Annotated in this window: 22 protein-coding genes and 4 tRNA genes; 3 read left to right on the top strand and 23 right to left on the bottom strand. The window is 67.2% G+C overall.

Features of this window, described 5'->3' with window-relative positions; genetic code table 11:
- From C1H66_RS11045 to osmF, 7 genes are all read right to left on the bottom strand, one after another.
- The coding region (locus C1H66_RS11045; protein ID WP_338066457.1) for a biotin/lipoyl-containing protein at positions 1–567 on the bottom strand (567 nt) is incomplete at its 3' end.
- A gap of 45 nt (positions 568–612) precedes the next feature.
- Positions 613–1,590, bottom strand: coding sequence for an alpha-ketoacid dehydrogenase subunit beta (locus tag C1H66_RS11050; RefSeq protein ID WP_102627941.1), 978 nt, complete (start codon positions 1,588–1,590; stop codon positions 613–615).
- 1 nt (position 1,591) lies between these two features.
- Positions 1,592–2,806: a thiamine pyrophosphate-dependent dehydrogenase E1 component subunit alpha gene (locus C1H66_RS11055; protein ID WP_102627942.1), complete on the bottom strand. Its 1,215-nt coding sequence runs from the start codon at positions 2,804–2,806 to the stop codon at positions 1,592–1,594.
- A 185-nt stretch (positions 2,807–2,991) separates the two neighbouring features.
- Complete coding sequence (locus C1H66_RS11060; protein WP_240618284.1) at positions 2,992–3,744, bottom strand: ABC transporter permease; 753 nt, start codon at positions 3,742–3,744, stop codon at positions 2,992–2,994.
- Between the two features lie 7 nt (positions 3,745–3,751).
- Positions 3,752–4,696, bottom strand: coding sequence for an ABC transporter ATP-binding protein (locus C1H66_RS11065; RefSeq protein ID WP_102627943.1), 945 nt, complete (start codon positions 4,694–4,696; stop codon positions 3,752–3,754).
- Positions 4,693–5,859 carry an ABC transporter permease gene (locus C1H66_RS11070; RefSeq protein WP_102627944.1) on the bottom strand — a complete coding sequence of 389 codons (1,167 nt, stop codon included), beginning with the start codon at positions 5,857–5,859 and terminating at the stop codon, positions 4,693–4,695. Before C1H66_RS11070 ends, C1H66_RS11065 begins: the two co-directional genes overlap by 4 nt.
- A gap of 8 nt (positions 5,860–5,867) precedes the next feature.
- Entirely contained in the window at positions 5,868–6,779 is a 912-nt protein-coding gene (osmF, locus tag C1H66_RS11075) for a glycine betaine ABC transporter substrate-binding protein OsmF (protein WP_102627945.1), read from the bottom strand.
- 92 nt (positions 6,780–6,871) lie between these two features.
- Between osmF and C1H66_RS11080 the strand changes: the two genes are divergently transcribed.
- Entirely contained in the window at positions 6,872–7,846 is a 975-nt protein-coding gene (locus tag C1H66_RS11080; protein ID WP_102627946.1) for a DUF1853 family protein, read from the top strand.
- A gap of 9 nt (positions 7,847–7,855) precedes the next feature.
- On the opposite strand, the gene C1H66_RS11085 is transcribed toward C1H66_RS11080, so the two are convergent.
- From C1H66_RS11085 to C1H66_RS22870, 5 genes are all read right to left on the bottom strand, one after another.
- Positions 7,856–8,179 carry a helix-turn-helix transcriptional regulator gene (locus tag C1H66_RS11085; RefSeq protein ID WP_102627947.1) on the bottom strand — a complete coding sequence of 108 codons (324 nt, stop codon included), beginning with the start codon at positions 8,177–8,179 and terminating at the stop codon, positions 7,856–7,858.
- The gene (locus C1H66_RS11090) at positions 8,176–9,522 is read right to left on the bottom strand and encodes a type II toxin-antitoxin system HipA family toxin (RefSeq protein WP_102627948.1); all 1,347 of its coding nucleotides are present in this window, start codon (positions 9,520–9,522) and stop codon (positions 8,176–8,178) included. Before C1H66_RS11090 ends, C1H66_RS11085 begins: the two co-directional genes overlap by 4 nt.
- A 220-nt stretch (positions 9,523–9,742) precedes the next feature.
- Positions 9,743–11,173 carry a cysteine--tRNA ligase gene (cysS, locus tag C1H66_RS11095; RefSeq protein ID WP_102627949.1) on the bottom strand — a complete coding sequence of 477 codons (1,431 nt, stop codon included), beginning with the start codon at positions 11,171–11,173 and terminating at the stop codon, positions 9,743–9,745.
- Between the two features lies 1 nt (position 11,174).
- Positions 11,175–12,887, bottom strand: a complete 1,713-nt coding sequence (locus C1H66_RS11100; RefSeq protein ID WP_102627950.1) for a glutamine--tRNA ligase/YqeY domain fusion protein — start codon at positions 12,885–12,887, stop codon at positions 11,175–11,177.
- 47 nt (positions 12,888–12,934) lie between these two features.
- Positions 12,935–13,084, bottom strand: coding sequence for a hypothetical protein (locus C1H66_RS22870; RefSeq protein ID WP_170064135.1), 150 nt, complete (start codon positions 13,082–13,084; stop codon positions 12,935–12,937).
- Here C1H66_RS22870 and C1H66_RS11105 point away from each other — a divergent pair.
- Positions 13,077–13,583 carry a peptidylprolyl isomerase gene (locus C1H66_RS11105; protein ID WP_102627951.1) on the top strand — a complete coding sequence of 169 codons (507 nt, stop codon included), beginning with the start codon at positions 13,077–13,079 and terminating at the stop codon, positions 13,581–13,583. The two genes, C1H66_RS22870 and C1H66_RS11105, sit on opposite strands and share 8 nt — an antisense overlap.
- Positions 13,584–13,670: 87 nt before the next feature.
- Positions 13,671–14,429: a UDP-2,3-diacylglucosamine diphosphatase gene (locus C1H66_RS11110; RefSeq protein WP_102627952.1), complete on the top strand. Its 759-nt coding sequence runs from the start codon at positions 13,671–13,673 to the stop codon at positions 14,427–14,429.
- On the opposite strand, the gene C1H66_RS11115 is transcribed toward C1H66_RS11110, so the two are convergent.
- The 11 genes from C1H66_RS11115 to C1H66_RS11165 form a co-directional block, all read right to left on the bottom strand.
- Positions 14,419–15,474: a CobW family GTP-binding protein gene (locus tag C1H66_RS11115; protein WP_102627953.1), complete on the bottom strand. Its 1,056-nt coding sequence runs from the start codon at positions 15,472–15,474 to the stop codon at positions 14,419–14,421. The genes C1H66_RS11110 and C1H66_RS11115 overlap by 11 nt on opposite strands.
- Positions 15,475–15,677: 203 nt before the next feature.
- The gene (locus C1H66_RS11120) at positions 15,678–17,498 is read right to left on the bottom strand and encodes a SurA N-terminal domain-containing protein (RefSeq protein WP_102627954.1); all 1,821 of its coding nucleotides are present in this window, start codon (positions 17,496–17,498) and stop codon (positions 15,678–15,680) included.
- Positions 17,499–17,673: 175 nt separating this feature from the next.
- On the bottom strand, positions 17,674–17,946 hold the full coding sequence (locus C1H66_RS11125; protein ID WP_102627955.1) for an HU family DNA-binding protein: 273 nt from the start codon (positions 17,944–17,946) through the stop codon (positions 17,674–17,676).
- Between the two features lie 176 nt (positions 17,947–18,122).
- A complete protein-coding gene (gene lon, locus C1H66_RS11130; protein WP_102627956.1) occupies positions 18,123–20,531 on the bottom strand; it encodes an endopeptidase La in 2,409 nt (802 codons plus the stop codon).
- A gap of 231 nt (positions 20,532–20,762) precedes the next feature.
- Entirely contained in the window at positions 20,763–22,043 is a 1,281-nt protein-coding gene (gene clpX / locus C1H66_RS11135) for an ATP-dependent Clp protease ATP-binding subunit ClpX (protein ID WP_102627957.1), read from the bottom strand.
- Between the two features lie 119 nt (positions 22,044–22,162).
- Positions 22,163–22,783, bottom strand: coding sequence for an ATP-dependent Clp endopeptidase proteolytic subunit ClpP (gene clpP / locus C1H66_RS11140; RefSeq protein ID WP_102627958.1), 621 nt, complete (start codon positions 22,781–22,783; stop codon positions 22,163–22,165).
- An 85-nt stretch (positions 22,784–22,868) separates the two neighbouring features.
- A complete protein-coding gene (gene tig / locus C1H66_RS11145; protein ID WP_102627959.1) occupies positions 22,869–24,236 on the bottom strand; it encodes a trigger factor in 1,368 nt (455 codons plus the stop codon).
- Positions 24,237–24,544: 308 nt separating this feature from the next.
- Positions 24,545–24,619, bottom strand: a tRNA-His gene (locus C1H66_RS11150).
- A 41-nt stretch (positions 24,620–24,660) separates the two neighbouring features.
- Positions 24,661–24,735: transfer RNA gene (locus C1H66_RS11155), tRNA-His, on the bottom strand.
- 42 nt (positions 24,736–24,777) lie between these two features.
- Positions 24,778–24,854, bottom strand: a tRNA-Arg gene (locus C1H66_RS11160).
- Positions 24,855–24,922: 68 nt separating this feature from the next.
- Positions 24,923–24,999 (bottom strand) — tRNA-Pro (locus C1H66_RS11165).
- Between the last annotated feature and the right edge of the window lie 125 nt (positions 25,000–25,124).

Raw genomic sequence — 25,124 nt, forward strand, 5'->3', positions numbered from 1 at the left:
CGGCACATAGGCGAACAGCGGCGCATGCACCTTGGCGATCTCGCCCTTGGGCACATGCAGCCGGCTGATGGTACCCGCCTCGGGGGCGGTGATCTCCACCATGGCCTTGTCGGTCATCACATCGACCAGCGGCTGGTCCTCCTCGATGGCGTCGCCCTCGGCGACCCGCCACTCGACCACCTCGCACTCGACGATCCCCTCGCCGATATCGGGGAGGATGAAATCCCTGGCGGCGGCCACGGGCGCAGACGACGGTTCCGCCCCGGCAGGCGCCGGCTTGCCCACGGCAGCGGCCTGCCGCTCGTCCCGGGGTGCCGCGGCGTCCGCCTCGCCTTCGCTCTCGTAGGCAAACAACGGCTCGTGCACCTTGGCGATCTCGCCCTTGGCGACGTAGAGCCGGGTGATCCGCCCCGCCTCCGGGGCGGTGATCTCCACCAGCGCCTTGTCGGTCATCACCTCGACCACGGGCTGGTCCTCCTCGATGGTGTCGCCCTCGGCGACCCGCCACTCGACCACTTCGCATTCCACGATACCTTCGCCGATATCGGGCAGCATGAAGTCACTCATCTCGCACTCTCCTGTCCTGGCTCTCGCCTGTCCGGATATCGGGTGTCAGTAGGCCACGCTGGCCTTGATTGCCTCGAAGATCTTCAGATGATCCGGCATGTACTCCTTCTCCAGGGTCAACGGGAAGGGGGTATCGAGGCCGGTCACCCGGGCAATGGGCGACTCCAGATACAGGAAGCAGCGCTCCTGGATGGTGGCGGCGATCTCGCCGGCGAAGCCGCCGGTCAACGGCGCCTCGTGGGTGATCACCAGGCGGCCGGTCTTGAGCACCGACTCGACCACGGTGCCCTCGTCCCAGGGCAGGATGGAGCGCAGGTCGATCACCTCGCAGGAGATGCCCTCCTTCTCGGCGAGCTCGACGGCGCGGTCGATCACTTCCAGCTGGGCGCCCCAGCCCAGCACGGTGACATCGGCGCCCTCCTTGGTCACCTCGGCCTCGCCGATGGGCAACTGGTAGTCCTCCTCGGGTACCTCGCCGGTGGAGGCGCGGTAGAGCCGCTTGGGCTCGAAGAACAGCACCGGGTCGGGATCGCGGATCGCCGAGAGCAGCAGCCCCTTGGCCTGGTAGGGATTGCGCGGCACCACGATCTTGAGACCGGGTGTGTGGGCGAAGTAGGCCTCCGGCGACTGGGAGTGATAGTGGCCGCCGGAGATCCCGCCGCCATAGGGGGCACGGATGGTCAGGCCACCGACATTGAACAGGTCACCGGAGCGGTAGCGGAACTTGGCCGTCTCGTTGACGATCTGGTCGAAGGCCGGAAAGATGTAGTCGGCGAACTGGATCTCGGCCACCGGCACCGAGCCCTGGGCGGCGAGACCGTTGGCGAAGCCGATGATGCCCTGCTCGACCAGCGGCGTATTGAAGCAGCGCGCGCGGCCGTACTTCTCCTGCAGATGGCTGGTGGCACGGAAGACCCCGCCGAAGAAACCCACGTCCTCGCCGAAGCAGATCACCTTCTCGTCCTCGGCCATGGCGATGTCCAGGGCGTTGTTGATGGCCTGCAGCATGTTCATCTTCGGCATCTCATTCCCCTCCCTTCACGGCGGCGTCATCGCCGGCGACCACGTCGGGATCGAGTGACCGCGCGCCCCTCGGATAGGCGTCGGGGTACTTGCGGATATGGGTCTTGAGATGGTCGAGCTGACGCTGCAGCGCCGGGGTGACGTCGGCATAGACGTCGGTGACCAGGGTGTCGAGCGACGGCGGTGGGCGCTTCTCGGCGCGCTTCATGGTTTCCAGCACCTCGCGGCGCAACCGTTCCTGCAGCTCCTTCTCCTCGTCCTCGCTCCACCAGCCCTGGCCGACCAGCCAGCGCTGCATGCGCAGGATGGGATCCTTCTCGCGCCAGGCCTCCTCCTCCTTCTTCGAGCGGTAGCCCGAGGGATCGTCCGACGACGAGTGGGCCGCCAGGCGGTAGGTCATGGCCTCGATCAGCACCGGCTGGTGGTGCTCGACGGCGATGCGACGGGCTTCCCGGGTGGCCTGGTAGACCGCCAGGATGTCGTTGCCGTCGACACGGATCACGTGCATGCGATAGCCGAAGGCCCGGGGCGCCACGCCGTCGGCGGCGAACTGCTCGACGGCGGGGGTGGAGATGGCGTAGCCGTTGTTGCGGCAGAAGAAGATCACCGGGACCTTGTGCACCGCCGCCATGTTGAGCGCGGCGTGGAAGTCGCCCTCCGAGGCCGCCCCCTCGCCGAAGAACACCGTGGTGCAGTGGCCGTCGCCGGCCAGCTTCTGGCCATAGGCATAGCCGGTGGCCTGGGGGATCTGGGTGGCCAGCGGCGAGGAGATGGTCATGTAGTGGAGCTTGCGCGACCCGTAGTGGATCGGCATCTGGCGCCCCTTGCCGTAGTCCAGCTCGTTGCCGAACAGCTGGTTCATGAACTCGTCGAAGGTGAAGCCACGGTAGGCCAGGGCCCCCTGCTCGCGGTACTGGGCCATGATCATGTCGGCATCGTCCAGCGCCGCCGTGGCGCCGATCACCGCGGCCTCTTCCCCGGTGCACTGCATGTAGAAGCTCAGGCGCCCCTGGCGCTGGGCGGCCATCATCCGCTCGTCGAGCACCCGGGTGAAGACCATCGCCCGGTAGATGCGCCGCGCCTTGTCGCGCTCGAGGTCGGGCGACTCGCCACCCTCGAACAGGGTGCCGTCCTGTTGCAACAGGCGGAAGGTGGGGATCGTGAACTCATCGCCGGCCAGGAAGTCCGGCGAATGGATGTCTTGTGTCGTTGTCATCGTCCTGGTCCTTGGGTGGTGGCAGGAGCTCGACTGCCCCTTGTGAGGGCAGTGTCAACTCTAATGTAGCCAGGCGCCAGAGGTTTGCTCCAGCGTACCGCCAACGCCTACTAGTTGACGTTAACGTAAGATGCCATCAAACGCATCCATCTTGCTAGCCCCGAGACGACATACGAGGGAAAACACTACCGGAACCGAATCCGCCGCCAACCCAGCAGCCGCTCGAAGGCGCTGTCGACGGTGAGTGCCAGCAGCCCGATCAGCAGCGCACCCTGGACGATATAGGCGGTGTTGCCGTTGACGATGCCGGAGATGATGGGGTCACCGAGGTTGCTGGCCCCGACGGTGGCGCCGAGGGCGGCGGTGGCGATGTTGATGGTCACCGAGGTGCGCACCCCGGCCAGGATGACCGGCGCGGCCAGCGGCAACTCCACCTGCCGCAGTACCTGGCCCCGGCTCATGCCCATGCCGCGGGCCGCCTCGTGTACCGCCGGATCGATCCCCTGGAGCCCGGCCAGGCTGTTGCGCACGATGGGCAGCAGGCCGTAGAGCAGCAGGGCGACGATGATCGGCAGCGTACCGAAACCGAGCACCGGTACCGCCAGCGCCAGCACCGCCACCGGCGGAAAGGTCTGCCCCATGGAGGCGAACTGGGCCACCAGCGGCAGGAAATCCCGGCCGAACGGACGGGTCACCAGCACCGCCGCCCCGACGCCGGCCACAATCGCCAGCAGCGAGGCCACCCCCACCACCAGCAGGTGGCGACCGAGCAGCGTCAGGAACTCGGTGCGCCGGTAGATCACCTCGCGCGAGTCCGGCTCGAGCCAGCGGAACACGGCCTCCAGCTCGGCCATGCCCAGGCTCGCCAGCAACAGCAGGCCGAGCCACACGAGCGGCACCCCCCAGCGCCGCAGCCCCGCCGCGAGGCCCGGCGTCATCGCCGCCTCATTCATGGGGCCGGGCCCCCACCAGGCGGCGCAGCGACAACTCCCCCACCGGCATGTCCTCGTCGTCGATCACGGTGAGCCGGTCGGCGTGCTCGCGGAACATCACCGCCAGCGCCTGGCGCAGGGTGGCCTCGCGATGCACCCGGGCCCGGGCGATCAACCGTGGCGAGAGCGGCAGCATCCGTTCCTCGACCCGGGTCAGCGCCGCCTCCTTGAAACCGCGGTCGTCACCGCCCAGCAGCGAGGCGACGAAGTCGTCGGCGGGGTCGCGCAGCAGGTCGAGCGGCGCCCCCTGCTGGACGATGCGCCCGGCGTCCATCACCACCAGCCGGTCGGCCAGCCGCAGCGCCTCGTCCATGTCGTGGGTGACGAAGACGATGGTCTTGTGCAGCCGCGACTGGAGGTCACGCAGCTCCTCCTGCAGCGTGTCCCGGGTGATGGGATCCAGCGCCCCGAAGGGTTCGTCCATCAGCAGGATATCGGGGTCGGCGGCCAACGCGCGGGCGACCCCGACGCGCTGGGCCTGGCCACCCGAGAGCTGGTGGGGATACTTGTCGGCGAAGCTCGCCATCGGCAGCCCCAGCAGTGACATCAGCTCCTCGACCCGCATCTGGATCCTGGCCCGGGGCCACTTCAGCAACCGCGGCACCAGGCCGATGTTGCGGGCCACCGGCCAGTGGGGAAAGAGGCCGGTGCTCTGGATGACATAGCCGATGCGCCGGCGCAGGGCCTGTTCGTCGAAGTTGCGCACCGGCTGGCCATCGAGGTGGATCTCGCCGGCGCTGTGTTCGATGAGCCGGTTGATCATGCGCAGGGTGGTCGACTTGCCGCAGCCGGAAGTGCCCACCAGGGCACAGAGCTCGCCCCGCTCGACGCGCAGCGAGATGCCGTCCACGGCGGTCTCGCTGCCGAAACGCTTGGTCACGTCGAACAGTTCGATCATCGCGCCCCTCCCGGGTGCAGTCGTTCGCTCAGGGCCCCCAGCAGCGCATCCGCCACCAGCGCCATGACGAGGATCGGCAGTGCCCCCAGCAGCACCAGGTCCATGGCCGCCTGGCCCAGCCCCTGGAAGATGAAGCCGCCCAGCCCCCCGGCCCCGATCAGCGCCGCCACCGCGGTGAGGCCGATGGCCTGCACCGTGGTGATGCGCACCCCCTCGAGGATCACCGGCAGCGCCAGGGGCAGGCGCACCTGCAGGAACACCTGGCGTCGGCTCATGCCCATGCCCCGGGCCGACTCGATCACCGCCGGGTCCACCCCCTCCAGCGCCACGAAGGTGTTGCGCACCATGGGCAGCAGGCTGTAGCCGATCAGGGCGAGCAGCGCCGGCGCCCAGCCGATGCCGCGGACGCCGAGGGCCGCCAGCCACTCGACGTTGGCCCCCAGCCAGGCCAGCGGCGCCAGCAGCAGCCCGAACAGCGCCAGGCTGGGGATCGTCTGCAGGAAATTGAGCACGCCGAAGCCGGCCCGCTGCAGGCCGGCATGCGGACGCATGAGAAGCGCCAGCGCGACCCCGATCACCAGGCTCGCGCCCACCGCCGCCCCGACCAGGGCGAGGTGGTGCCACACCGCCGTGGCGAACTGGTCGCTACGCGCCCGATACTCCTGCAGCAGGGCCAGGGGCTCCAGCCAGGACGCCAGGGCGAGCCACCAGGCCAGCAACACCGGCACCAGCAGCACCCAGCCCACGAGCCGCGACAGGGCCAGCCGGGAGCGCAGCTCGATCAGGGCGAGCAGCAGCAGGAACAGCAGCACCCAGAAGGCCGACCCCAGACCCAGCCGTGCCTGGGGCAGCTCGGGATCGACCAGCCGCGTCGCGGCGAGACCCAGCCAGGCCGGCAGCGCCATCAGCAGCAGCACGATCAGTACCAGGGCGTGTCGCAGCCGTGCCGGTGACGGATGCCAGGCCAGCACCGCCACCGCCAGCGGCGGCAGGCAGGCGCCGAGGGCCCCGGCCCAGCCGACCACCTCATGGGCGCGAAAACCGGTCCCCGGCACGATGCGATTGGGTGCCACGCTGACCGCCACCAGCCCCAGCCAGGCGGCCAGGGCAACCAGCATCAACAGCGGCAGCACCCGATTGGGTCGCGGCGCGTCCCTGCGCATGGCGTCGCTCAATCGTCCAGGTCGTCGAGGAAGTCCGCCGCCACCTGGCGCGGATCGCGGCCGTTGACCGCCACCTCACCGTTGAGGTGTTGCAGGGTCTCGAGGTCGAGGGCCTCGAAGACCGGCGCCAGCAGCGACTCGATCTCGGGGTAGGCCGCCAGCACCTCCTCGCGCACCACCGGTGCCGGCTGGTAGACCGGCTGCACGCCCAGGGTATCCGCCAGCACCACCAGGTCCAGGGCCCCGAGGCCACCGTCGGTGCCGTAGGTCATGGCCGCGTTGACGCCGCTGGTCTGCTGGGCGGCGGCCCGCATGGTGGCCGCGGTGTTGCCGCCGGAGAGCACCAGCAGCTGCGCCTCGGAGAGCTCGAAGCCATAGGCCTGCTGGAAGGCGGGCAGCGCCTGCTCGGACTCGACGAACTCGGCGCTCGCCGCGAACTTGAGCTCTCCGCCATCGGCCAGGTAGACGGCCAGGTCCTCGAGGGTCGCGAGCGCGTGCTCCCGGGCCAGGTCGCCGCGCACGCTCATCGCCCAGGTGTTGTTGGCATTGGCCGGCGACAGCCACACCAGGCCGTTGTCGGCATCGCGCTCGCGCACGGTCGCGTAGGCCCGTTCGGCATCGTGCCAGACGTCGCTGTCGGTCATGTCGAAGAAGAAGGCCCCGTTCCCGGTGTATTCCGGGTAGAGGTCGATCTCGCCGGCCAGCAGCGCCTCGCGCACGATGCTGGTGCCCCCCAGTTGCAGGCGGTCCTGCACCTCGATGCCGCCGGCCTCGAGTCGCTGCAGGATCAGCTGACCGAGTACCGAGCCCTCGGTATCGATCTTCGAGGAGACCACCACCGGTGCATCGGCCTGGGCCGTGGCAAGCGTCAGGAAAGTGCCGGCGGCCAGCGCCGCGAGTCCGTTCAGGGTGCGGTTCATGCGTACCACCCGTATGCTGGTGAATGTATCCGGAGTATAAGGCCTGTATAGCTTGGCTGTCAGACAGCGGACCCAACGTGGAAACCCCGATCATGAACCCGCCGCCCCTCGACCTGCTCGATCGCTGCCACGACCCGTTGGTACGGGACCTGGCCTGGGTCCTGCTGGCACCGGACCTGCTCGACATGCCGTGGCCCGGCCGGCCGACCCGTGCCGAGCTGGGGCTCGCCGACGACACGACCCTGGCCGGCTGGCTGGATGCCCTGGAGGCGGACCCCGAGGCCCTGGTGCGACGTATCGGCGAATCCCTGATGGGGCGCATGGGCCTCTACCACGAATGCCTCTGGCAGTTCCTGCTGGAAAGCGCCCCGGGTACCCGGCTGCTGGCCCACAACCTGCGCATCCACCGGGACAAGGTGACGCTGGGCGAGCTCGATCTGCTCTACCGTCACCGCGGGGACCCGACCCCGGTCCACCTGGAGGTGGCCATCAAGTTCTATCTCGGCCTGCCGGAGGGGCCCGGCGCGCCCTCCGACCAGGCCCGCTGGATCGGCCCCGGCGGTGCCGACAGCCTGGCCACCAAGCGCGAGCACCTGCATCTGCATCAACTGCGCCTGACCGAGACCGTCGAGGCCAGGGAGGCCATCCGCGCGCTGATGCTGCCCGACATGTCCGGCACCCGCCGGGCACCGGCGCTCCATCGCCGGCTGGCCATGCCCGGGGTGCTCTTCTATCCCTGGCACGCCCCGCTGCCGCCACCGCGGGAGGCCACCGTCGATCACCTGCGCGGCACCTGGCTGTTCTGGGGCGACTGGCGACGCTTCCGCGACGGCCTGCCCCGCGACAGCCACGGCGCCTGGCTGCGCAAGCCCCACTGGCTCGCCCTGCCCCGCCGCGGCGACCTGCTGCCGCTGCGCGAGCTCGAGGCGCAACTGGCGCAGCACTTCGGCCGGCCCGGCCCGCCGGTGCAGATCGTTCTCGAACGAACGGCCGGCAGCCGGCAACGCCTCTTCCTGGTCGACGACGGCTGGCCGCGGCAGATTCCCCTGCCCCCAAAGCCGCCGTGACCGATCCGCTCATCCGCTGGCGCCGTCGTCCGCCCCGAACAGCCGTTCGAGCAGCGCCGACTGACGGGGAATCAGCCCGACCCGCAGCCCGAGCGGCCGGTAGACGCGATTCATCACGACGAGCGAGACGTTGCCCTTGTCACCCTCCATGTCCGACAGGGTGCGGCGACTGACGCCGACGAGGCGCGCGTAGTCCTCCTGGGAGAGTCCCAGCACCTCGCGGCGCAGGGTTCGAAGCAGCCGCCCTTCGCTGATCTCACCGGCGAACAGCTGCCGTGTCAGGGCCACCAGCCTGGCTTCGCGCTCGTCCGGCGTATGTTCGCGACGCTTCATGCCAGCCCCCAACGCGCGAGCCGCTCATCCAGCGCTGGCAACCCCACGGCCGGCATGGTCAGGATACGCTCGGGCACTCCCCGGTCCCGCAGACGATCCCCGAGGCCCACCAGCCGTGCCGCCGTGGCCATGAGCTCATCCAGCATCCGCGCGGGGGACGCCAGGTCGGCCAGAGCCTCACTGATGGCATGCCAGTCGAACTCACCGCCCTCCTCGAAGGGCGAGCCCCAGCGCGTGGTTCTCGTCACGCCTTCCGGATCGGCCTTCATGGGCGCGAAATCGAAGACGGGAGAGTGCCAGATCCCTTCGGGTCGCTTCAGCAGGGCCGCGTTGCGTCCGTGATTGTCCGAGTTGCCGAAGGCAACATTCAGCAGGTCGCGCTTGACCCATTCGATGACGAAGGCTTCCCTGTCGAACGCCTCGTCGAGCTCCACCACGCGGTACTGGGCATCGAGCAGCTCGACCAGCCGCCGAATCACGGTGAAGTGGTTCAGGTGGGTACCCGGGGCGGCCCCGACCAGGGCATAGATGGATTCCAGCCCGCAGCGCTCCAGCCCCCCCCGACGCATCTCGACGTCGAAGCGCGGCAACCACAGCGACGGGTAACGCTCGCCCTCGATCAGGCGCATGGCGGCCGTATCGATGGTGTCGACGCCGAGTGAGGCGAGCTCCTGATAGTAGTGATACTCGGTGCGCAGGATGTCACAGTCATCCTGGCTGCGGCGCCCCCGGGGAAACTTCACCAGGTAATGCGGATCGGGCTGTCGGGGGTCGTCCTGCCAGGTGTCGATCCAGACCTGCTCGCCCTGCCCCAGGCGCAGCAGCAGCTTCGGCGCCTCGCCACCGGCGCCGGTGGCACCGCCACTGGCCGCTCCCATCTGCTGGGCATATTCGAGGAAGTCCGCATGCCGCTCGACGACATCGGCCAGAGCGAAGCGCCGTTGAGGCAGCCGTGAACCGGCAGGCGCCGCCGGCACGGCTTCCTTGATGCGCAGGTTGCCGACCGGGGCGATGGTGCCGTGCCTCAGCAGCGCCATGTCCTGCTGGCCGACCGGCACGTCCTGGAGGCCGAGGTGCTCGACCCAGTAACGGCGGCTGGCACCGGCCGGCATGATGTCCTCGAGAAAGCCGAACCAGCGCGGCGACTGGTGCTTCATCATCAGTTCCACCGGCAGCGTCAGGCTGCAGGCATGCTCATCGTCGCGGAACATCCACGCCAGGGCATGATCCTGCAGGTAACCCAGCCGGACCCGGCCCCGGGTGCCCCGATCCGGCTCGGGGAACTCCAGCACGGCGGCATCCTGCCAGCGATGGGCGAGATAGAGTTGCAGCGTCAGTTGCATGGCCGGCCATAGATGTGAGTTATTCTGCTCACATTATAGCCTGCACGACAGAAGTGAGAAAAATAATTCCCCAAAAAAGCGCATCCGAGTATTTATGAGCGAGATAATGCTCATTGATGCCATGGCGGCCCGCGCCTCGAGGACGGCCGGACACCACGACGCCCGGCCCATCCAGTCGATGGCGCCGGGCGTCGTGACCAACACGACAGGCAGCAGACGCTCAGTCGACGGCCTTCTCGAACACCCAGGTCGTCCCCTCGCGGGAGTCCTTGAGGATGATGCCGAGGGTGGCCAGCTCGTCGCGAATGCCATCGGCCGTGGCGAAGTCCTTGGCCTGCTTGGCCTCGCCGCGGGCCACGATCCTCGCCTCGATCTCGGCCTCGCTCAGCGGCAGTTCGCCGGCTCCGGACCGGAGGAAGGCCGCCGGGGCCTGCGTGAGCAGCCCCAGGATGCCACCCAGGCGCTTGAGCTCATGGGCAAGGCCGGGAGCAAGCCCCGGCGCCTCCTTCCTGGCCCGGTTGAGCTCGCGGGCCAGGTCGAAGAGCACCGACAGCGCCTCGGCGGTATTGAAGTCGTCGTCCATGGCGGCGACAAAGCGCGCTTCGAAGTCACCATCAACGGCTTTGGCGAGCGCCTGCTCCTGGCGAATGGCTTGTTCATCCTTGCCATCCACCTCAACGCCATCCAGGGCATTGTAGAAGCGCTCCAGCGACTTGCGGGCCTCCGACAACGACTCCGGCGCATAGTTGATCGGGCTGCGGTAGTGGCTCGCCACCAGCAGGTAGCGCACCACCTCCGGGTCGTGAACCTCGAGCACCTCGCGGATGGTGAAGAAGTTGCCCAGCGACTTGGACATCTTCTCCTGGTTCACCCGCACCGCCCCGGCGTGCATCCAGGTGTTGACGTAGGGCTTGCCGGTGGCCGCCTCGCTCTGGGCGATCTCGTTCTCGTGATGGGGGAAGGTCAGGTCCGGCCCGCCGCCGTGGATGTCGAAGGTCTCGCCGAGGCAGCAGGTCGACATCGCCGAGCACTCGATGTGCCAGCCGGGGCGCCCCTCGCCCCAGGGCGAGGGCCAGCTGGCCTCCCCCGGCTTGGCCGCCTTCCACAGCACGAAGTCGAGCGGATCCTCCTTGTGCTCGTCGACCTCGACCCGGGCGCCGGCGCGCATCTCGTCGAGGTCACGGTTGTTGAGCTTGCCGTAGCCCTCGAACCGGCGCACCCGGTAGTAGACGTCGCCGTTGTCCGCCGCATAGGCGTAGCCCTTGCCGATCAGCGTCTCGATCATGGCGACGATCTCGCCGATATGGCCGGTGGCACGGGGCTCGTGATCCGGGCGCAGCACGAAGAGCCGCGCCTCGTCCTCGTGCATGGCATCGATCATGCGCGCGGTGAGCGAATCGATCGGCTCGCCGTTCTCGTCGGCGCGCTTGAGGATCTTGTCGTCGATGTCGGTGATGTTGCGCACGTAGGTGACATCGAAGCCGCGCCAGCGCAGGTAGCGGGTAATCACATCGAAGGCCACCATCACCCGGGCGTGGCCCAGGTGGCAGTAGTCGTAGACGGTCATGCCGCAGACGTACATGCGCACCCTGCCCGGCTCGATGGGTGTGAAGGCTTCCTTGCGGCGCGTCAGCGTATTGTAGATCTGCATGTCACCCCTTCTTCTGGCCTTGCTCGTTCTTCTGGGCTTGTTGCTTCTGAACCTTGGCCCAGCCGTCCTTCAGCCCCACGGTGCGGTTGAACACCAGCGCGTCGCCCCGGCTGGCGTGGCGGTCGGCGCAGAAGTAGCCGACCCGCTCGAACTGGAAGCGCGATTCGGGCCCGGCGTCGGCCAGGCTCGGCTCGCCGATCGCCCGGCACACCACCAACGACTCGGGATTGAGGTGGTCGAGGAAATCGGCATCCTTGTCCTTGTCGGGCTGTTCGACCTGGAAGAGGTTGTCGTAGAGGCGCACCTCCATGGGCACGCCATGGGCGGCGCTGACCCAGTGGATCACGCCCTTCACCTTGCGCCCCTCGGGGTTCCTGCCCAGGGTGTCGAAGTCCACCGAGCAGTGAAGCGCCTCGATCTCGCCGGCCCCGTCCTTGATCACCTCGTCGCAGCGGATCACATAGCTGTTGCGCAGGCGCACCTCCTGGCCCGGTGCCAGGCGGAAGAACTTCTTCGGCGGTTCCTCCAGGAAATCGTCCTGGTCGATGTAGAGCTCGCGGGTGAAGGGCACCTTGCGCACCCCCATGTCCTCGCGGGCCGGGTGCCCGGGCACCTCATAGACCTCCTCGAAGTCCTCCGGCACGTTGGTCAGCACCACCTTGAGCGGCCGCAGCACGGCCATGGCCCGCGGGGCGTTCTCCTCGAGGTCGGCGCGAATCGCGTGGTAGAGCATGGCGATATCGACCAGGCCGCCGTCGGCCCGCGTCACGCCGATCATCTCGCAGAACCTGCGGATCGACGCCGGGGTGTAGCCGCGGCGGCGCATGCCGGAGATCGTCGGCAGGCGCGGGTCGTCCCAGCCGTCGACGATGCCCTCGTCCACCAGCAGCTTGAGCTTGCGCTTGGAGGTCAGGGTGTAGTTGAGGTTGAGCCGGGCGAACTCGATCTGGCGCGGCGTCACCGGCACCGGCAGGTTGTCGAGGAACCACTCGTAGAGCGGGCGGTGGTCCTCGAACTCCAGGGTACAGATCGAGTGGGTCACGCCCTCGATGGCATCCGACTGGCCGTGGGTGAAGTCATAGGAGGGATAGATCTTCCACTTGTCGCCGGTCTGGTGATGGTGGGCATGGCGGATCCGGTAGAGGATCGGGTCGCGCAGGTTGATGTTCGGCGAGGCCATGTCGATCTTCGCCCGCAGCACCTTCTCGCCCTCGGCGAACTCGCCGACGCGCATGCGCTCGAGCAGGTCGAGGTTCTCGGCGGCGCTGCGCTCGCGGTAGGGGCTGGGGCGCCCCGGCTCGGTGAGGGTGCCGCGGTATTCACGGATCTCCTCGGGCGACAGGTCGTCGACATAGGCCTTGCCCTCGCGCACCAGGTGCTGGGCCCAGGCGTAGAGCTGGTCGAAGTAGTCGGAGGCGAAGCGCACCGGTCCGGCCCACTCGAACCCCAGCCAGGCGACGTCCTCCTTGATGGCATCGATGTAGGCCTGCTCCTCCTTCGCCGGGTTGGTGTCGTCGAAGCGCAGGTGACAGTCGCCACCGAACTGCTCGGCGAGCCCGAAATTCAGGCAGATCGACTTGGCGTGACCGATGTGCAGGAAGCCATTGGGCTCCGGCGGGAAGCGGGTCACGATCTTGCCGGCGCGACCGGCCTCGATCTCCTCGCGGATCTGGTGACGGATGAAGTTCGGCGCGCTGGTGGTATCGGTGGTCATGTTGAGAAGAACAGCCTCTGGTTAAAAGGTGCAGGCCTGGCGACGGATCAGCCCCGGGCGATGCGGCTGTCGGCGACAGTCCCGATCGTCTCGACGCTCGCTTCGCGCATCGAAGCAAAACCGGTATTATAGCGCCACGCCCATGGGCAACGCCAAGGCAACGCCCCTTTATCGTACAGGAACTTATCGATGATCATTCTGCAGACCAATTTCGGTGACATCACCATCGCCCTGAACCGCGAGAAGGCACCGAAGACCGCAGCCAATTTCGAGCAGTACGTGCGCGACGGGCACTACGACAACACCCTCTTCCACCGTGTGATCGACGGCTTCATGATCCAGGGCGGCGGCTTCGACACCGACTTCAACCAGAAGCCGACCCGTGACCCGATCGAGAACGAGGCCGACAACGGCCTGGTCAACGCCACCGGGACCCTGGCCATGGCGCGCACCCAGGACCCCCACTCGGCCACCGCCCAGTTCTTCATCAACGTGGGTGACAACGACTTCCTCAACCACAGCGGCAAGTCGATCCAGGGCTGGGGCTACTGCGTGTTCGGCGAAGTGGTCGAGGGCATGGACGTGGTCGAGAAGATCAAGGCCGTGCCGACCACCCGCCGCGGCATGCACGCCGACGTGCCCGCCGACGACGTGATCATCCAGCGCGCCTACTTCAAGGACGAGGCCGACGCCTGATCCTCGTCGCCGCCCCGCCCCACGCCCGCCTGCCGCGGGCGTGCTGCGTTACGCCACGCGTCACCGAGCACCCTGCGAGACTCCCCCATGACCACCCTGCTGATATCCGACCTGCACCTGCACCCCGGTGCGCCCGAGATCACCGACGGTTTTCTGCGCTGGCTCGAGGAGCGCGCCACCGGCGTCGCGGCCCTCTACCTCCTCGGCGACTTCTTCGAGGCCTGGATCGGCGACGACCTGCTCGACCTGGGCGATGCCGACCCCACCGGCAACGCCACCCTGGCGTCACGGGTGGCCAAGGCCCTGCACCGCCTGGCGGATGATGGCACCGCGATCCACTTGATGCACGGCAACCGGGACTTCCTGCTCGGCGAACGCTTCGCGAGCGCTGCCGGGGCCTCCCTGCTGGCCGACCCCGCGGTGGTCGAGCTCGGCGGCGAGCGGGTGCTGCTGATGCACGGCGACAGCCTCTGCACCCGCGACGAGGCCTACATGGCCTTCCGGGCCCAGGCCCGCCACCCCCAGTGGCAACAGCAGATCCTGGCCATGCCGATCCAGGACCGCCTCACCCTGGCGCAGTCGCTGCGTCAGCAATCCGGCGAGGCGACCTCCAACAAGGCCGACGACATCATGGACGTCACCCCCGCGGAGGTGGAAAAGGTCATGGCCGAGCACGGCGTCACCACCCTCATCCACGGCCATACCCACCGCCCCGCCGTTCACGAACTCGAGATCGACGGCCGGCCCGCCCGACGCTTGGTGCTCGGCGACTGGCGCCCCGACCAGGGCTGGGAGATCGTGGTCGAGGGCGGCGGCGAGCCCGAGCTGCGGGCGTTCAGCCTCTAGCCTGCGGATCCGCCCTGGCGCCGCACAGAGATTCCCGAAGTGCGGCTTCCAGCGCCTCTGCCTCGGGCAGGCTGCCCGTCTCGCCGATCACCTCCAGCCGCGAATCCTGCCGCCAGGCGCTGGCGGTCAGGCTCACCGCGCCAGCCGCGCGGTTGTAGAGCTTCCAGCCTGCCTCGGTATGCAGCACCCCCTTGACCCGCAACCCGCGCGGCAGCCGCCCCAGCAGCGCCGTGACCCGGTCGAGGTCGAAGACATCGTCGGGGTGCCAGCGCCAGCCCAGGGTGGTATGGCCCAGCGCCGAGCCCGACTCGCGCTGCGGCCGACCCGGTTCGGGGCGTACCGCGGCGAAATCGTCGAGCAGCAGCACGCCGCGCGCCGCGTCGCGCAGCTCGCGATGCGTGCTGCTGCCCTTCGCCGCGGACTCACCGCGGCGAGCTTCGCTCTCCAGCAACAGCGCCACCGGCAAGTCGCCATGGGGCGCCTCGGCGACCCAGCGCCGCGGCGGCCAGTGCCGCGCCGCCAGTTCACGGGCGGCCGCGACCTGCTCCGCGGTTGCCAGGTCGGTCATGGTCAGGGCCACGGCATCGGCCACCTCCAACTGATCGCGGAAGGTCTCGTGCTCCCGGGCGCGGGGATCGTCCAGCCGTCGTGGATCGAGCACCACGATGATGTCGCGGACCTCCAGCACCCCCTGGAAGGCCTCGCCGCGGAGCACCTCGAGCAAGCCGGCCGGGTGGCCGAGCCCCGACGGCTCGATGATCAAGCGATCGGGCCGATGACGATGCAGCAGGTTGACCAGGGTCGCCTGCATCACGAAGGCGAGCTGACAGCACAGGCATCCCCCGGGCAGCCCCTTGACCACCAGGTCGTCGCGCTCGGCGAACATCGCCTGGTCGATGCCGACCTGGCCGAACTCGTTGATCAACACCGCCCAGCGCTCCTCGGCAGGCTTCCGCTCGATCAGCCGATGGATCAGCGTGCTCTTGCCGCTGCCGAGGAAGCCGGTGATCAGGTGGACAGGGAGATTGGCGATGGCAGTCGACATGGGGCGGGCCCTGGCAAAACCGTGAATGTTACAAGATAACATTATCATCTTCCCGGGTCACCGCCCGGGAGCCGAACCGCCCTCTTGGCAACTACCGAGGCATGAGCGGCGTTGGGGGGCATACTCGAGATAACGGTATAAGATCGAGACCAAACAAGAAGGGGCGCCGTAGCGCCCCTCCGTTACCGACTGACCGGCGCCGCTCAGAGACGCTCGATATCGGCCTTGTCACGCAGGTCGTCGAGCAACCCCTGGATCGCCGCCTGGGCCCGCAGCCGCTCGGCCATGCGTGCCACGAAGCGCTCGACCTCGCCGTCGACCTCACCGGGCTCGACACGATCGAGGGCGATGAGCACCACCCGGTCGCCGGCGACGGCATGGCCGAAGACCGGCTCCTCGCCCTCCGGGGCGGGCAGGCGGAAGGCCGCCTGCAACACGGCCTGGGGCAGGCCGTCGGCGGCCTCACGACTGACCGCCTCGGCCTGCTGCCACTCGATCTCCGGCGCCTCCCCGGCGCGCAGCTGCTCGACGCGCTCGGCGGCGAGCTCGATCAATGCCTCGCGACGCAGGCGCGCTTCGACACTGGCGCGCACCCTGTCACGCACCTCGTCGAGCTCGAGCACGGTGGCCTCGCGGTGATCCGCCACCCGGAGCACCAGTCGGCGGTCCTCGTCGAGCTCGATCACCTCGCTGTTGTAGCCCTCCTCGAGCACGTCGGCACTGAACGCCTCGGCCATCACGCCGGGTTCGGAGAGCACGCCATCGGCCCCGTCGCGGGAAGCCCAGTCGCTCTCGTGCAGCTCCAGGCCGATGGCGTCGGCCACGCTGCGCAGGTCATCGGCGGCAAAGCTCTCGTCGATCAGGCGCTGGACACGCTGGTTGAACTCCCCGGAAACCCGGGACATCGCCACCTCGCGGCGCAGCTCGTCGCGCACCTGCTCGAAGGGCTGACGCTCCAGCGCCGTGGCCTGCAGCAGATGCAGGCCATTGTCGGTCTCGACGATGTCGGAGACCTCGCCCTCGTCCAGGGCGAAGGCGGCATCCTCGAACGCCTCGCCGAAGAAGCCACGACTGATCACGCCGAGGTCTCCGCCCTGCTCTGCCGAGACGGTATCCTCGGAGAGTTCTGCAGCCAGGTCGGCGAACGCCTCGCCGTCGACCAGGCGCTCGCGCGCCGTCTCGAGCTCGGCGACGGCCTCCTCGCGGGAACGCTCGCCGTTGAAGGTCAGCATGATGTGCGAGATCCGGCGATCGGCGTCACGGCTGCGTTCCTGCCACAGCTCGCGCAGCGCCTCCTCCTCGACCTCGATCTCGTCGGCCAACTGCTGACGATCGATGACCACGTACTCCAGGCGCACCTGCTCGGGTCGCTGATAGTTCTCGGCATTGGCCTCGTAGTAGCGCTGCATCGCCTCCTCGGTGACCTCCAGGTCAGCCTCGAGGTCGGCGGCGGTGAGGGCATGATGACGGAAGCTACGGGTCTGACGCTGCAGCGCCCCCAGCCTCTCCTGCTCGGAAGGCAGGGTGAAGTCGCTGAAGGCCAGCCCCTGCTGCAGCTGCTGGCGCTTCATGTCGACCCGCAGCTCCTCGCGAAAGGCCAGCGGCGTGTAGCCGGCGCTGGCGAGGCGATTACGGAACAGCTCGCTGGAGAAGCGCCCCTCCTGGTCCTGGAACTCGGGCAGCGAGACGATCAGCTGATCGAGCTGCTCCTCGGAGAGGTGCAGCCCGCCCTCCTCGGCATACTGGGTCAGCAACCGGTCGGTGATCAGCTGGTCGAGCATCTGGTTGCGCAGGGCCCGCTCCTGCTCCGGCGGTACCTGGCCGCTGCGAATGGCACGCTGCACCTCCAGCTCGAGCTGCTGGCGGGTGACCGGCTCGCCGTTGACCTTGGCGATATCGTCGCCACCACCGCCGAACAGCCCCACCAGGGACTCCACGCCGAACAGCGCCATGGTCGCGACCACGGCGCCGATGATGATCTTGGCACCCCAGCTCCTGGAGCGATCTCGAATACTTTGCAGCATGCAGGCCTCGGTTGATGATGTTGGCACGGACGCGCCACATTATACGCATCGCGGGGATGCTCGCGACCATCCGGGCACCGCCACCGCGGTGCCGCCGGAACGAAGACAGGCGCACCGCCGGGGCGATGCGCCTGTAGCAAGATCAACCGTCAGTGGTGCGGACGGCTCCGTCCACTCAGTTGACGGAATCCTTGAGCGCCTTGCCGGCCTTGAAGCTCGGCACCTTGGCAGCGCTGATTTCGATCGGCTGGCCGGTCTGCGGGTTGCGACCGGTGCGAGCGGCACGCTCCTTCACGGCGAAGGTACCAAAGCCCACCAGAGAGACGCTCTCGCCCTTCTTGAGGCTATCGGCCACGGTCTCGACCATGGCGTCCAGCGCACGGGAAGCGGCCGCCTTGGGAATGTCGGCAGACGCAGCGATGGCTTCGATCAGCTCGGATTTGTTCACACTTCACCCCTTGACTGTTTCAGAAAATGACTCTAATCGACGCGACTTTCGGCTGGCTAACGCGATCAAAGCATGGCGCAATTTATAGCAATGCGATGAAACATCTGTCAAGCAACCTCACGCGACAAACCCCATCATATCGGGCTTTTGACTCCGGTATGATGGACTTTTAATCGTTAATGCGTGCTGATCATCGAGTGCGAAGAGGCTGAGTCGTCCGGCCGGGATTCCTCGCTTGATACATCCCGCTTCTCCGCCAGCGCCACCTCCATGACCTCGTCGATCCAGCGAACCGGCCTGATATCGAGTGCTTCCTTGATATTGTCCGGAACCTCCTTGAGGTCCCGGCGATTCTCTTCGGGCACAAGCACGATCTTTATACCACCGCGCCGGGCGGCCAGCAATTTCTCCTTGAGCCCGCCGATCGGCAGCACCTCGCCACGCAGGTTGACCTCGCCGGTCATCGCCACGTCGCAGCGCACCGGACGCCCGGTGTAGGCGGAGATCATGGCCGTGACCATGGCGATCCCGGCACTGGGCCCGTCCTTCGGGGTGGCCCCCTCGGGAACGTGGATATGCAGGTCCTCCTTCTCGAAGCGCTCCGGGTCGATGCCCAGCGCCAGGGCCCGGGCCCGCACCACGGTGTGGGCCGCACTCACCGACTCCTTCATCACGTCGCCCAGCGAGCCGGTCTTGTTGATGCGCCCCTTGCCCGGGGTGACCACCGACTCGATATAGAGCAGCTCGCCGCCCACCGAGGTCCAGGCCAGGCCGGTCACGCGCCCCACCTGGTCCTCCTGGTCGGCCAGGCCATAGCTGTAGCGGCGTACCCCGGCATAGGGTTCGATGTCCGCCGCCGCCAGCACCACCGGCGCCTGCGCCCCCTCCTTGCTCTCCTTCTCCAGGCGCTCGCGCAGCACCTTGCGGCACACCTTGGCGATCTGCCGCTCGAGCTCACGCACCCCGGCCTCGCGGCTGTAGTAGCGGATCAACTCGAGCAGCGCCTCGTCGGAGAAGGCCAGCTCATCGTCCTTGAAGCCATTGGCCTTGAGCTGCTTGGGCACCAGGTAGCGCCGCGCGATGGCCAGCTTCTCGTCCTCGGTGTAGCCCGGCAGGCGGATCACCTCCATGCGGTCGAGCAGCGGACCGGGGATGTTCATCGAGTTGGCGGTACAGATGAACAGGGTCTCGGAAAGGTCGTAGTCCAGTTCCAGGTAGTGGTCGCTGAAGGTATCGTTCTGCTCCGGGTCGAGCACCTCGAGCAGCGCCGACGCCGGGTCGCCACGATGGTCCATGCCGATCTTGTCGACCTCGTCGAGCAGGAACAGCGGATTCTTGACCCCGGCCTTGGCCATGCGCTGGATCATCTTGCCGGGCAGCGAGCCGATATAGGTGCGCCGGTGGCCGCGGATCTCGGACTCATCGCGCACCCCACCGAGCGCGAGGCGCACGTACTTGCGGTTGGTGGCCCGGGCGATGGACTGCCCCAGCGACGTCTTGCCGACCCCGGGCGGCCCCACCAGGCAGAGCACCGGCCCCTTGAGCTTCTTGACCCGCTTGTGCACGGCCAGGTACTCGAGGATGCGCGCCTTGACCTCGTCGAGGCCGTAGTGGTCCTCGTCGAGCACCTGCTGGGCGTGGACCAGGTCGTGCCGGACCCGGGTGCGCTTCTTCCACGGCACCGCCACCAGCCAGTCCAGATAGGAGCGCACCACCGTCGCCTCCGCCGAGGACGGCGACATCATCTTCAGCTTGCCGAGCTCCTGGTTGGCCTTGTCGGCAGCCTCCTTGGGCATGCCGGACTCCTTGATCGCCTGCTCGTACTTGTCGGCCTCGTTGGGCACGTTCTCGAGCTCGCCCATCTCCTTCTGGATGGCCTTCATCTGCTCGTTGAGATAGTACTCGCGCTGGGACTTCTCCATCTGGTCCTTGACCCGCGAGCGGATGCGCTTCTCGACCTGCAGCAGGTCGATCTCGGACTCGATGAGCGCCATCAGGTGCTCGATGCGATCGCGCACCCGATCCATCTCCAGCAGCTGCTGCTTGTCGTCGATCTTCAGCGACAGGTGGGCACAGATGGTGTCGACCAGCCGACTCGGATCCTCGATGCCGGAGAGCGAGTTGAGCACCTCGTTGGGCACCTTCTTCGACATCTTGACGTACTGCTCGAACTGGTTGAGCAGCACCCGCACCAGGGCCTCCTGCTCCCGGGCGGTGAGCGGCTCGCTCTCGCGCAGCACCACCTCGGCCCGGCTGTAGCCACCGTCGACCACCAGGATCTCGCCGACATCGGCACGGGACGTCCCCTCGATCAGCACCTTGACGGTACCATCGGGCAGCTTGAGCAGCTGCATGATCTCGGCCACGGTGCCGATGGAGAACAGATCCCCCCCGTCAGGATCATCCTTGCTGGCCTCGCGCTGGGCCACCAGCAGGACACGCTTGTCGGCGTCCATCGCCGCCTCGAGGGCCAGGATCGACTTCTCGCGGCCGACGAACAACGGAATGACCATCTGCGGGTAGACGACCACGTCCCGCAGCGGCAAAAGGGGCAGACTCAGGGTCTGTTCGGCGTTCTGCTGCATCGCAGACGTTCCTCAAACGAAATCGGGTGGATACGGACTCTATCGGATACTGGTATCGGCTACTTCGGGAGTGGGGGCGGCGGAGCGGCTTTGCAAGGCGCATGGCGCCAGGAAAAAGAAACGGGAGCCAATCCATCATGAGCGGTGCCGGACAGGCGCCCGGCAAGGGCGCCCGGCTCGGCACATCATGGATGAATTCGCTCCCACATCAGGCGCCGGGCAACCCCGGGCCTAGCCGTCGGTACCGTCGCTCCGCGGCTCTTCCTGCTGTGAGTAGATCAGCAGCGGTTCGCTCTCGCCACTGATCACCGAGGCATCGATCACCACCTTGCTCACCCCCTCCAGCGAGGGGATCTCGTACATGGTATCGAGCAGCACCGACTCGAGGATCGAGCGCAGCCCGCGGGCGCCGGTCTTGCGCGCCATGGCCTTGCCGGCCACCGCACGCAGCGCATCGTCGCGGAACTCCAGCTCGACGCCCTCCATCTCGAACAGCCGACCGTACTGCTTGAGCAGCGAGTTCTTGGGCTCGGTGAGGATCTGGATCAGCGCATCCTCGGTGAGCTCGGTGAGGGTGGCGATGACCGGCAGGCGACCGACGAACTCGGGGATCAGGCCGAACTTGACCAGGTCCTCGGGCTCCACGTCGGCCAACAGGGCACCGACGCCCTTGGCCTCGTCCTTGCTCTTGACGGTGGCGTTGAAACCGATGCCGCCCTTCTCGGCACGATCGCGAATCACCTTGTCCAGGCCGGCGAAGGCGCCGCCGACGATGAACAGGATGTTGCCGGTATCGACCTGCAGGAACTCCTGCTGCGGGTGCTTGCGCCCCCCCTGGGGCGGCACCGAGGCGGTGGTGCCCTCGATCAGCTTGAGCAGCGCCTGCTGCACCCCCTCGCCCGAGACGTCGCGGGTGATGGAGGGGTTGTCCGACTTGCGCGAGATCTTGTCGATCTCGTCGATGTAGACGATGCCGCGCTGGGCCTTCTCCACATCGTAGTCGCACTTCTGCAGCAGCTTCTGGATGATGTTCTCGACGTCCTCGCCGACGTAGCCCGCCTCGGTGAGGGTGGTGGCGTCGGCGATGGTGAAGGGCACGTTGAGCAGCCGCGCCAGGGTCTCGGCCAGCAGGGTCTTGCCGCTGCCGGTGGGACCGATCAGCAGGATGTTCGACTTGCCGAGCTCGACGTCGTCGCCCTTCACGTCGGAACGCAGGCGCTTGTAGTGGTTGTAGACCGCCACCGACAGCACCATCTTGGCGCGGTCCTGGCCGATCACATAGTCGTCGAGGGTGTGACGAATCTCGCGGGGAACCGGCAGACGCTCCTCGTCGCTCTCGGCATCGGCATCGAGAACTTCCTCGCGAATGATGTCGTTGCACAGGTCGACACACTCATCGCAGATATAGACGGACGGGCCGGCAATCAGCTTGCGCACCTCGTTCTGGTTCTTGCCGCAGAACGAGCAGTAGAGCAGCTTGCCACCTTCGTCCTTGCCTTTGCCGTCGGCCATTCGCGTACCTCTTTCGCTTCGGCGACCATCTGTCGCCGTGTTCTCGACGGCGGCCAGTGGCCGCCGTGAATCATGTCAATCGCGCGTGAATCGAGCGTGCGTGGATAGGTTTCACGCTATCAGGATGTCGGGCGCTTATCCAGCACGGCATCGATCAAGCCATACTCGGCGGCCTGGGCACCGTTCATGAAGTTGTCGCGATCGGTATCCCGGGCAATGGTCTCGATGTCCTGGCCGGTGTGGTGCGCCAGGATCTGGTTGAGCTTGTCGCGGATACCGAGGATCTCGCGGGTGTGGATCTCGATGTCCGAGGCCTGCCCCTGGTAGCCGCCCAGCGGCTGGTGGATCATCATCCGCGAATTGGGCAGGCAGAACCGCTTGCCCGCCGCACCGCCGGCCAGCAGCAGCGCCCCCATGCTCGCCGCCTGACCGATACACACGGTGGAGACATCGGGCTTGACGAACTGCATGGTGTCGTAGATCGACATGCCTGCGGTGACCGAGCCGCCCGGCGAGTTGATGTAGAGGTGGATGTCCTTGTCCGGGTTCTCGGACTCCAGGAACAGCAGCTGCGCCACCACCAGGTTGGCCATGTAATCTTCCACCGGACCCACCAGGAAGATCACACGCTCCTTGAGCAGGCGGGAATAGATGTCATAAGCCCGCTCGCCGCGCGCGCTCTGCTCGACCACCATCGGCACCAGGCCGCCGGCGTTGCGGATATCGAACTCGTTGCTCATCAGTGTGATGTCCTTGCATCCGATGAATGGAAGCGTAACGCCCCGCCGGCCTCGCCGGCGGGGGAGGAGTAGGTGAAGGAGGCGATCAGGCCTTGCTCTCCTCGCCGTTCTCCTCGCTCTCCTCGATCTCTTCGGCCTCGTCACTCTCGGCCTGCTGGGCAGCCGCCAGCACCTGCTGGTAGCTCATCTCCGCGTCCTTGACGGTGGCCTGCTCGAGCAGCTTGTCGACGGCCTTCTCTTCGAGGATGGCGGACTTGACCTGGGTCTTGAGCTGATCGTTGCCGAGATAGTACTCGACCACCTGCTCCGGCTCCTGGTACTGCTCGGCGAGCTCCTCGACCTTGGCCTTGACCTCGTCGTCGGAGGCCTCGAGCTCGTGGGACTTGATCACCTCGGCCAGCAGCAGGCCGACCTGCACGCGGCTCTTCGCCTGCTCGGCGAACAGCTCGTTGGGCAGCTGGGAGACGTCGAAGTCCTCACCCAGGCCGAACTGCTGGGCCGCCTGGCGCTTGAGGCCGTCGGTCTCCTGCTGCACCAGCGACTGGGGCACCGGGATGTCGTTGGCCTGCTTGAGCGCCTCGAGCACCTGCTGCTTGACGCGGTTGTCCACCGCCTGGCTCGCCTCGCGGGTCATGTTCCGGGTGACCTCGGCACGGAACCGCTCCAGGTCGCCGTCCTCGACGCCGAACTTCTTGACGAACTCGGCATCCACCTCGGGCAGGGCCTGGGCACTGACCTGGTGCACCTTGACCTTGAAGGTCGCTTCCTGGCCCGCCAGGTTCTCGGCCTGGTAGTCCTCGGGGAAGGTGACCTTGAGCTCCTTCTCCTCGCCGGCGCTGGCGCCGACCAGCTGCTCCTCGAAACCGGGAATGAAGCTGCCGGAACCGAGCACCAGGCTGTGCCCCTCGGCGCTGCCGCCCTCGAAGGGCTCGTCGCCCAGGAAGCCCTGGAAGTCGATGGTCACCTGGTCGCCATCCTCGGCGGCACGCTCCACGGCCTCCCAGGCGGCGTTCTGCTTGCGCAGGGTCTCGACCATCTCGTCGACATCCGTCTCGGTCACCTCGACCACCGGGCGCTCCACCTCGGTGCCCTCGATGGAGGCCAGCTCTATCTCTGGATAGACCTCCAGAGTGGCGGTGAATTCCAGATCCTTGCCCGATTCGTTGACGGTGGCCTCGATCTGCGGGAAGCCGGCAGGGTTGAGGTTCTCCTCGGTGATGGCACGCACATAGCGCTCGCGCATCACTTCGCCCACCACCTCGTTGCGCACGTCGCGGCCGTAGCGCTGCCGAATCACCGACATCGGCACCTTGCCCTTGCGGAACCCGTCCATGCGAACGTTCTTGGCGGCGTCCTTGAGACGGGCGGCGACGGCCTCGTCGACCTCGGCTGCCGGCACCTGCACGATGATGCGGCGTTCGATCTGGGAGGTCGTATCGACGGAAACTTGCATGAATAGTCCTCTACCGACTGGGGGCGTTCTGATGAAAGCGTGAATAGGGTCAAGGGAGGGATTCTAAGAATCCCGCCCGGCACTGGCAAGCACCATACCCGCCAAATGGGGGCACCGGGGGCGCGTTGCAAGACATGCCGGCGAAAAAAGAGCGGAGCGGAAGTGCGCCACCGGCGACGACTCGAAAGGACCAAGCGACGGCAAACAGAAAAATCGGAGTGCCGAAGGGCAGCCCGTGTGCAGGATGAATCAGAGAATGGCGTGCGAATAGAAACAGGAAAGACGAGGTGCCGGGACCTGTCAAGGGATGGGGTGGATGATGGGGATCGAACCCACGACCACCGGAGCCACAATCCGGGGCTCTACCACTGAGCTACATCCACCACTGCCTTGACCGCCTGTACCGCAACCGCCCGTGTCGCAATGGGGTGGATGATGGGGATCGAACCCACGACCACCGGAGCCACAATCCGGGGCTCTACCACTGAGCTACATCCACCATTTCGACACTCGCTCGACCGAGACTCGCCGCCACCGCAGGTGGCGCGCCCAGCAGGACTCGAACCTGCAACCTACGGCTTAGAAGGCCGTTGCTCTATCCGGTTGAGCTATAGGCGCATTCTACGTTCCGGACCTCGTGACCGCAACCCCCGACTGAAAAATAAACCCATTCAATCAACAAGTTGTGGTCGGGGTGGAGGGATTCGAACCCCCGACATCCTGCTCCCAAAGCAGGCGCGCTACCAGACTGCGCTACACCCCGCCAGCGATCAAGCGGCCCTGGCGCCGCCGCAGGGGCCTCGCCAAGCGCTGCGTATTCTACGGAACTTTCCCCCCGGGTCAAGTACGAACGGCGTCACGACGGGCCCCGGCGCTTTGCCTCGGCGG

This window comes from Halomonas heilongjiangensis, from assembly GCF_002879645.1.
Lineage (GTDB): Bacteria > Pseudomonadota > Gammaproteobacteria > Pseudomonadales > Halomonadaceae > Halomonas > Halomonas heilongjiangensis.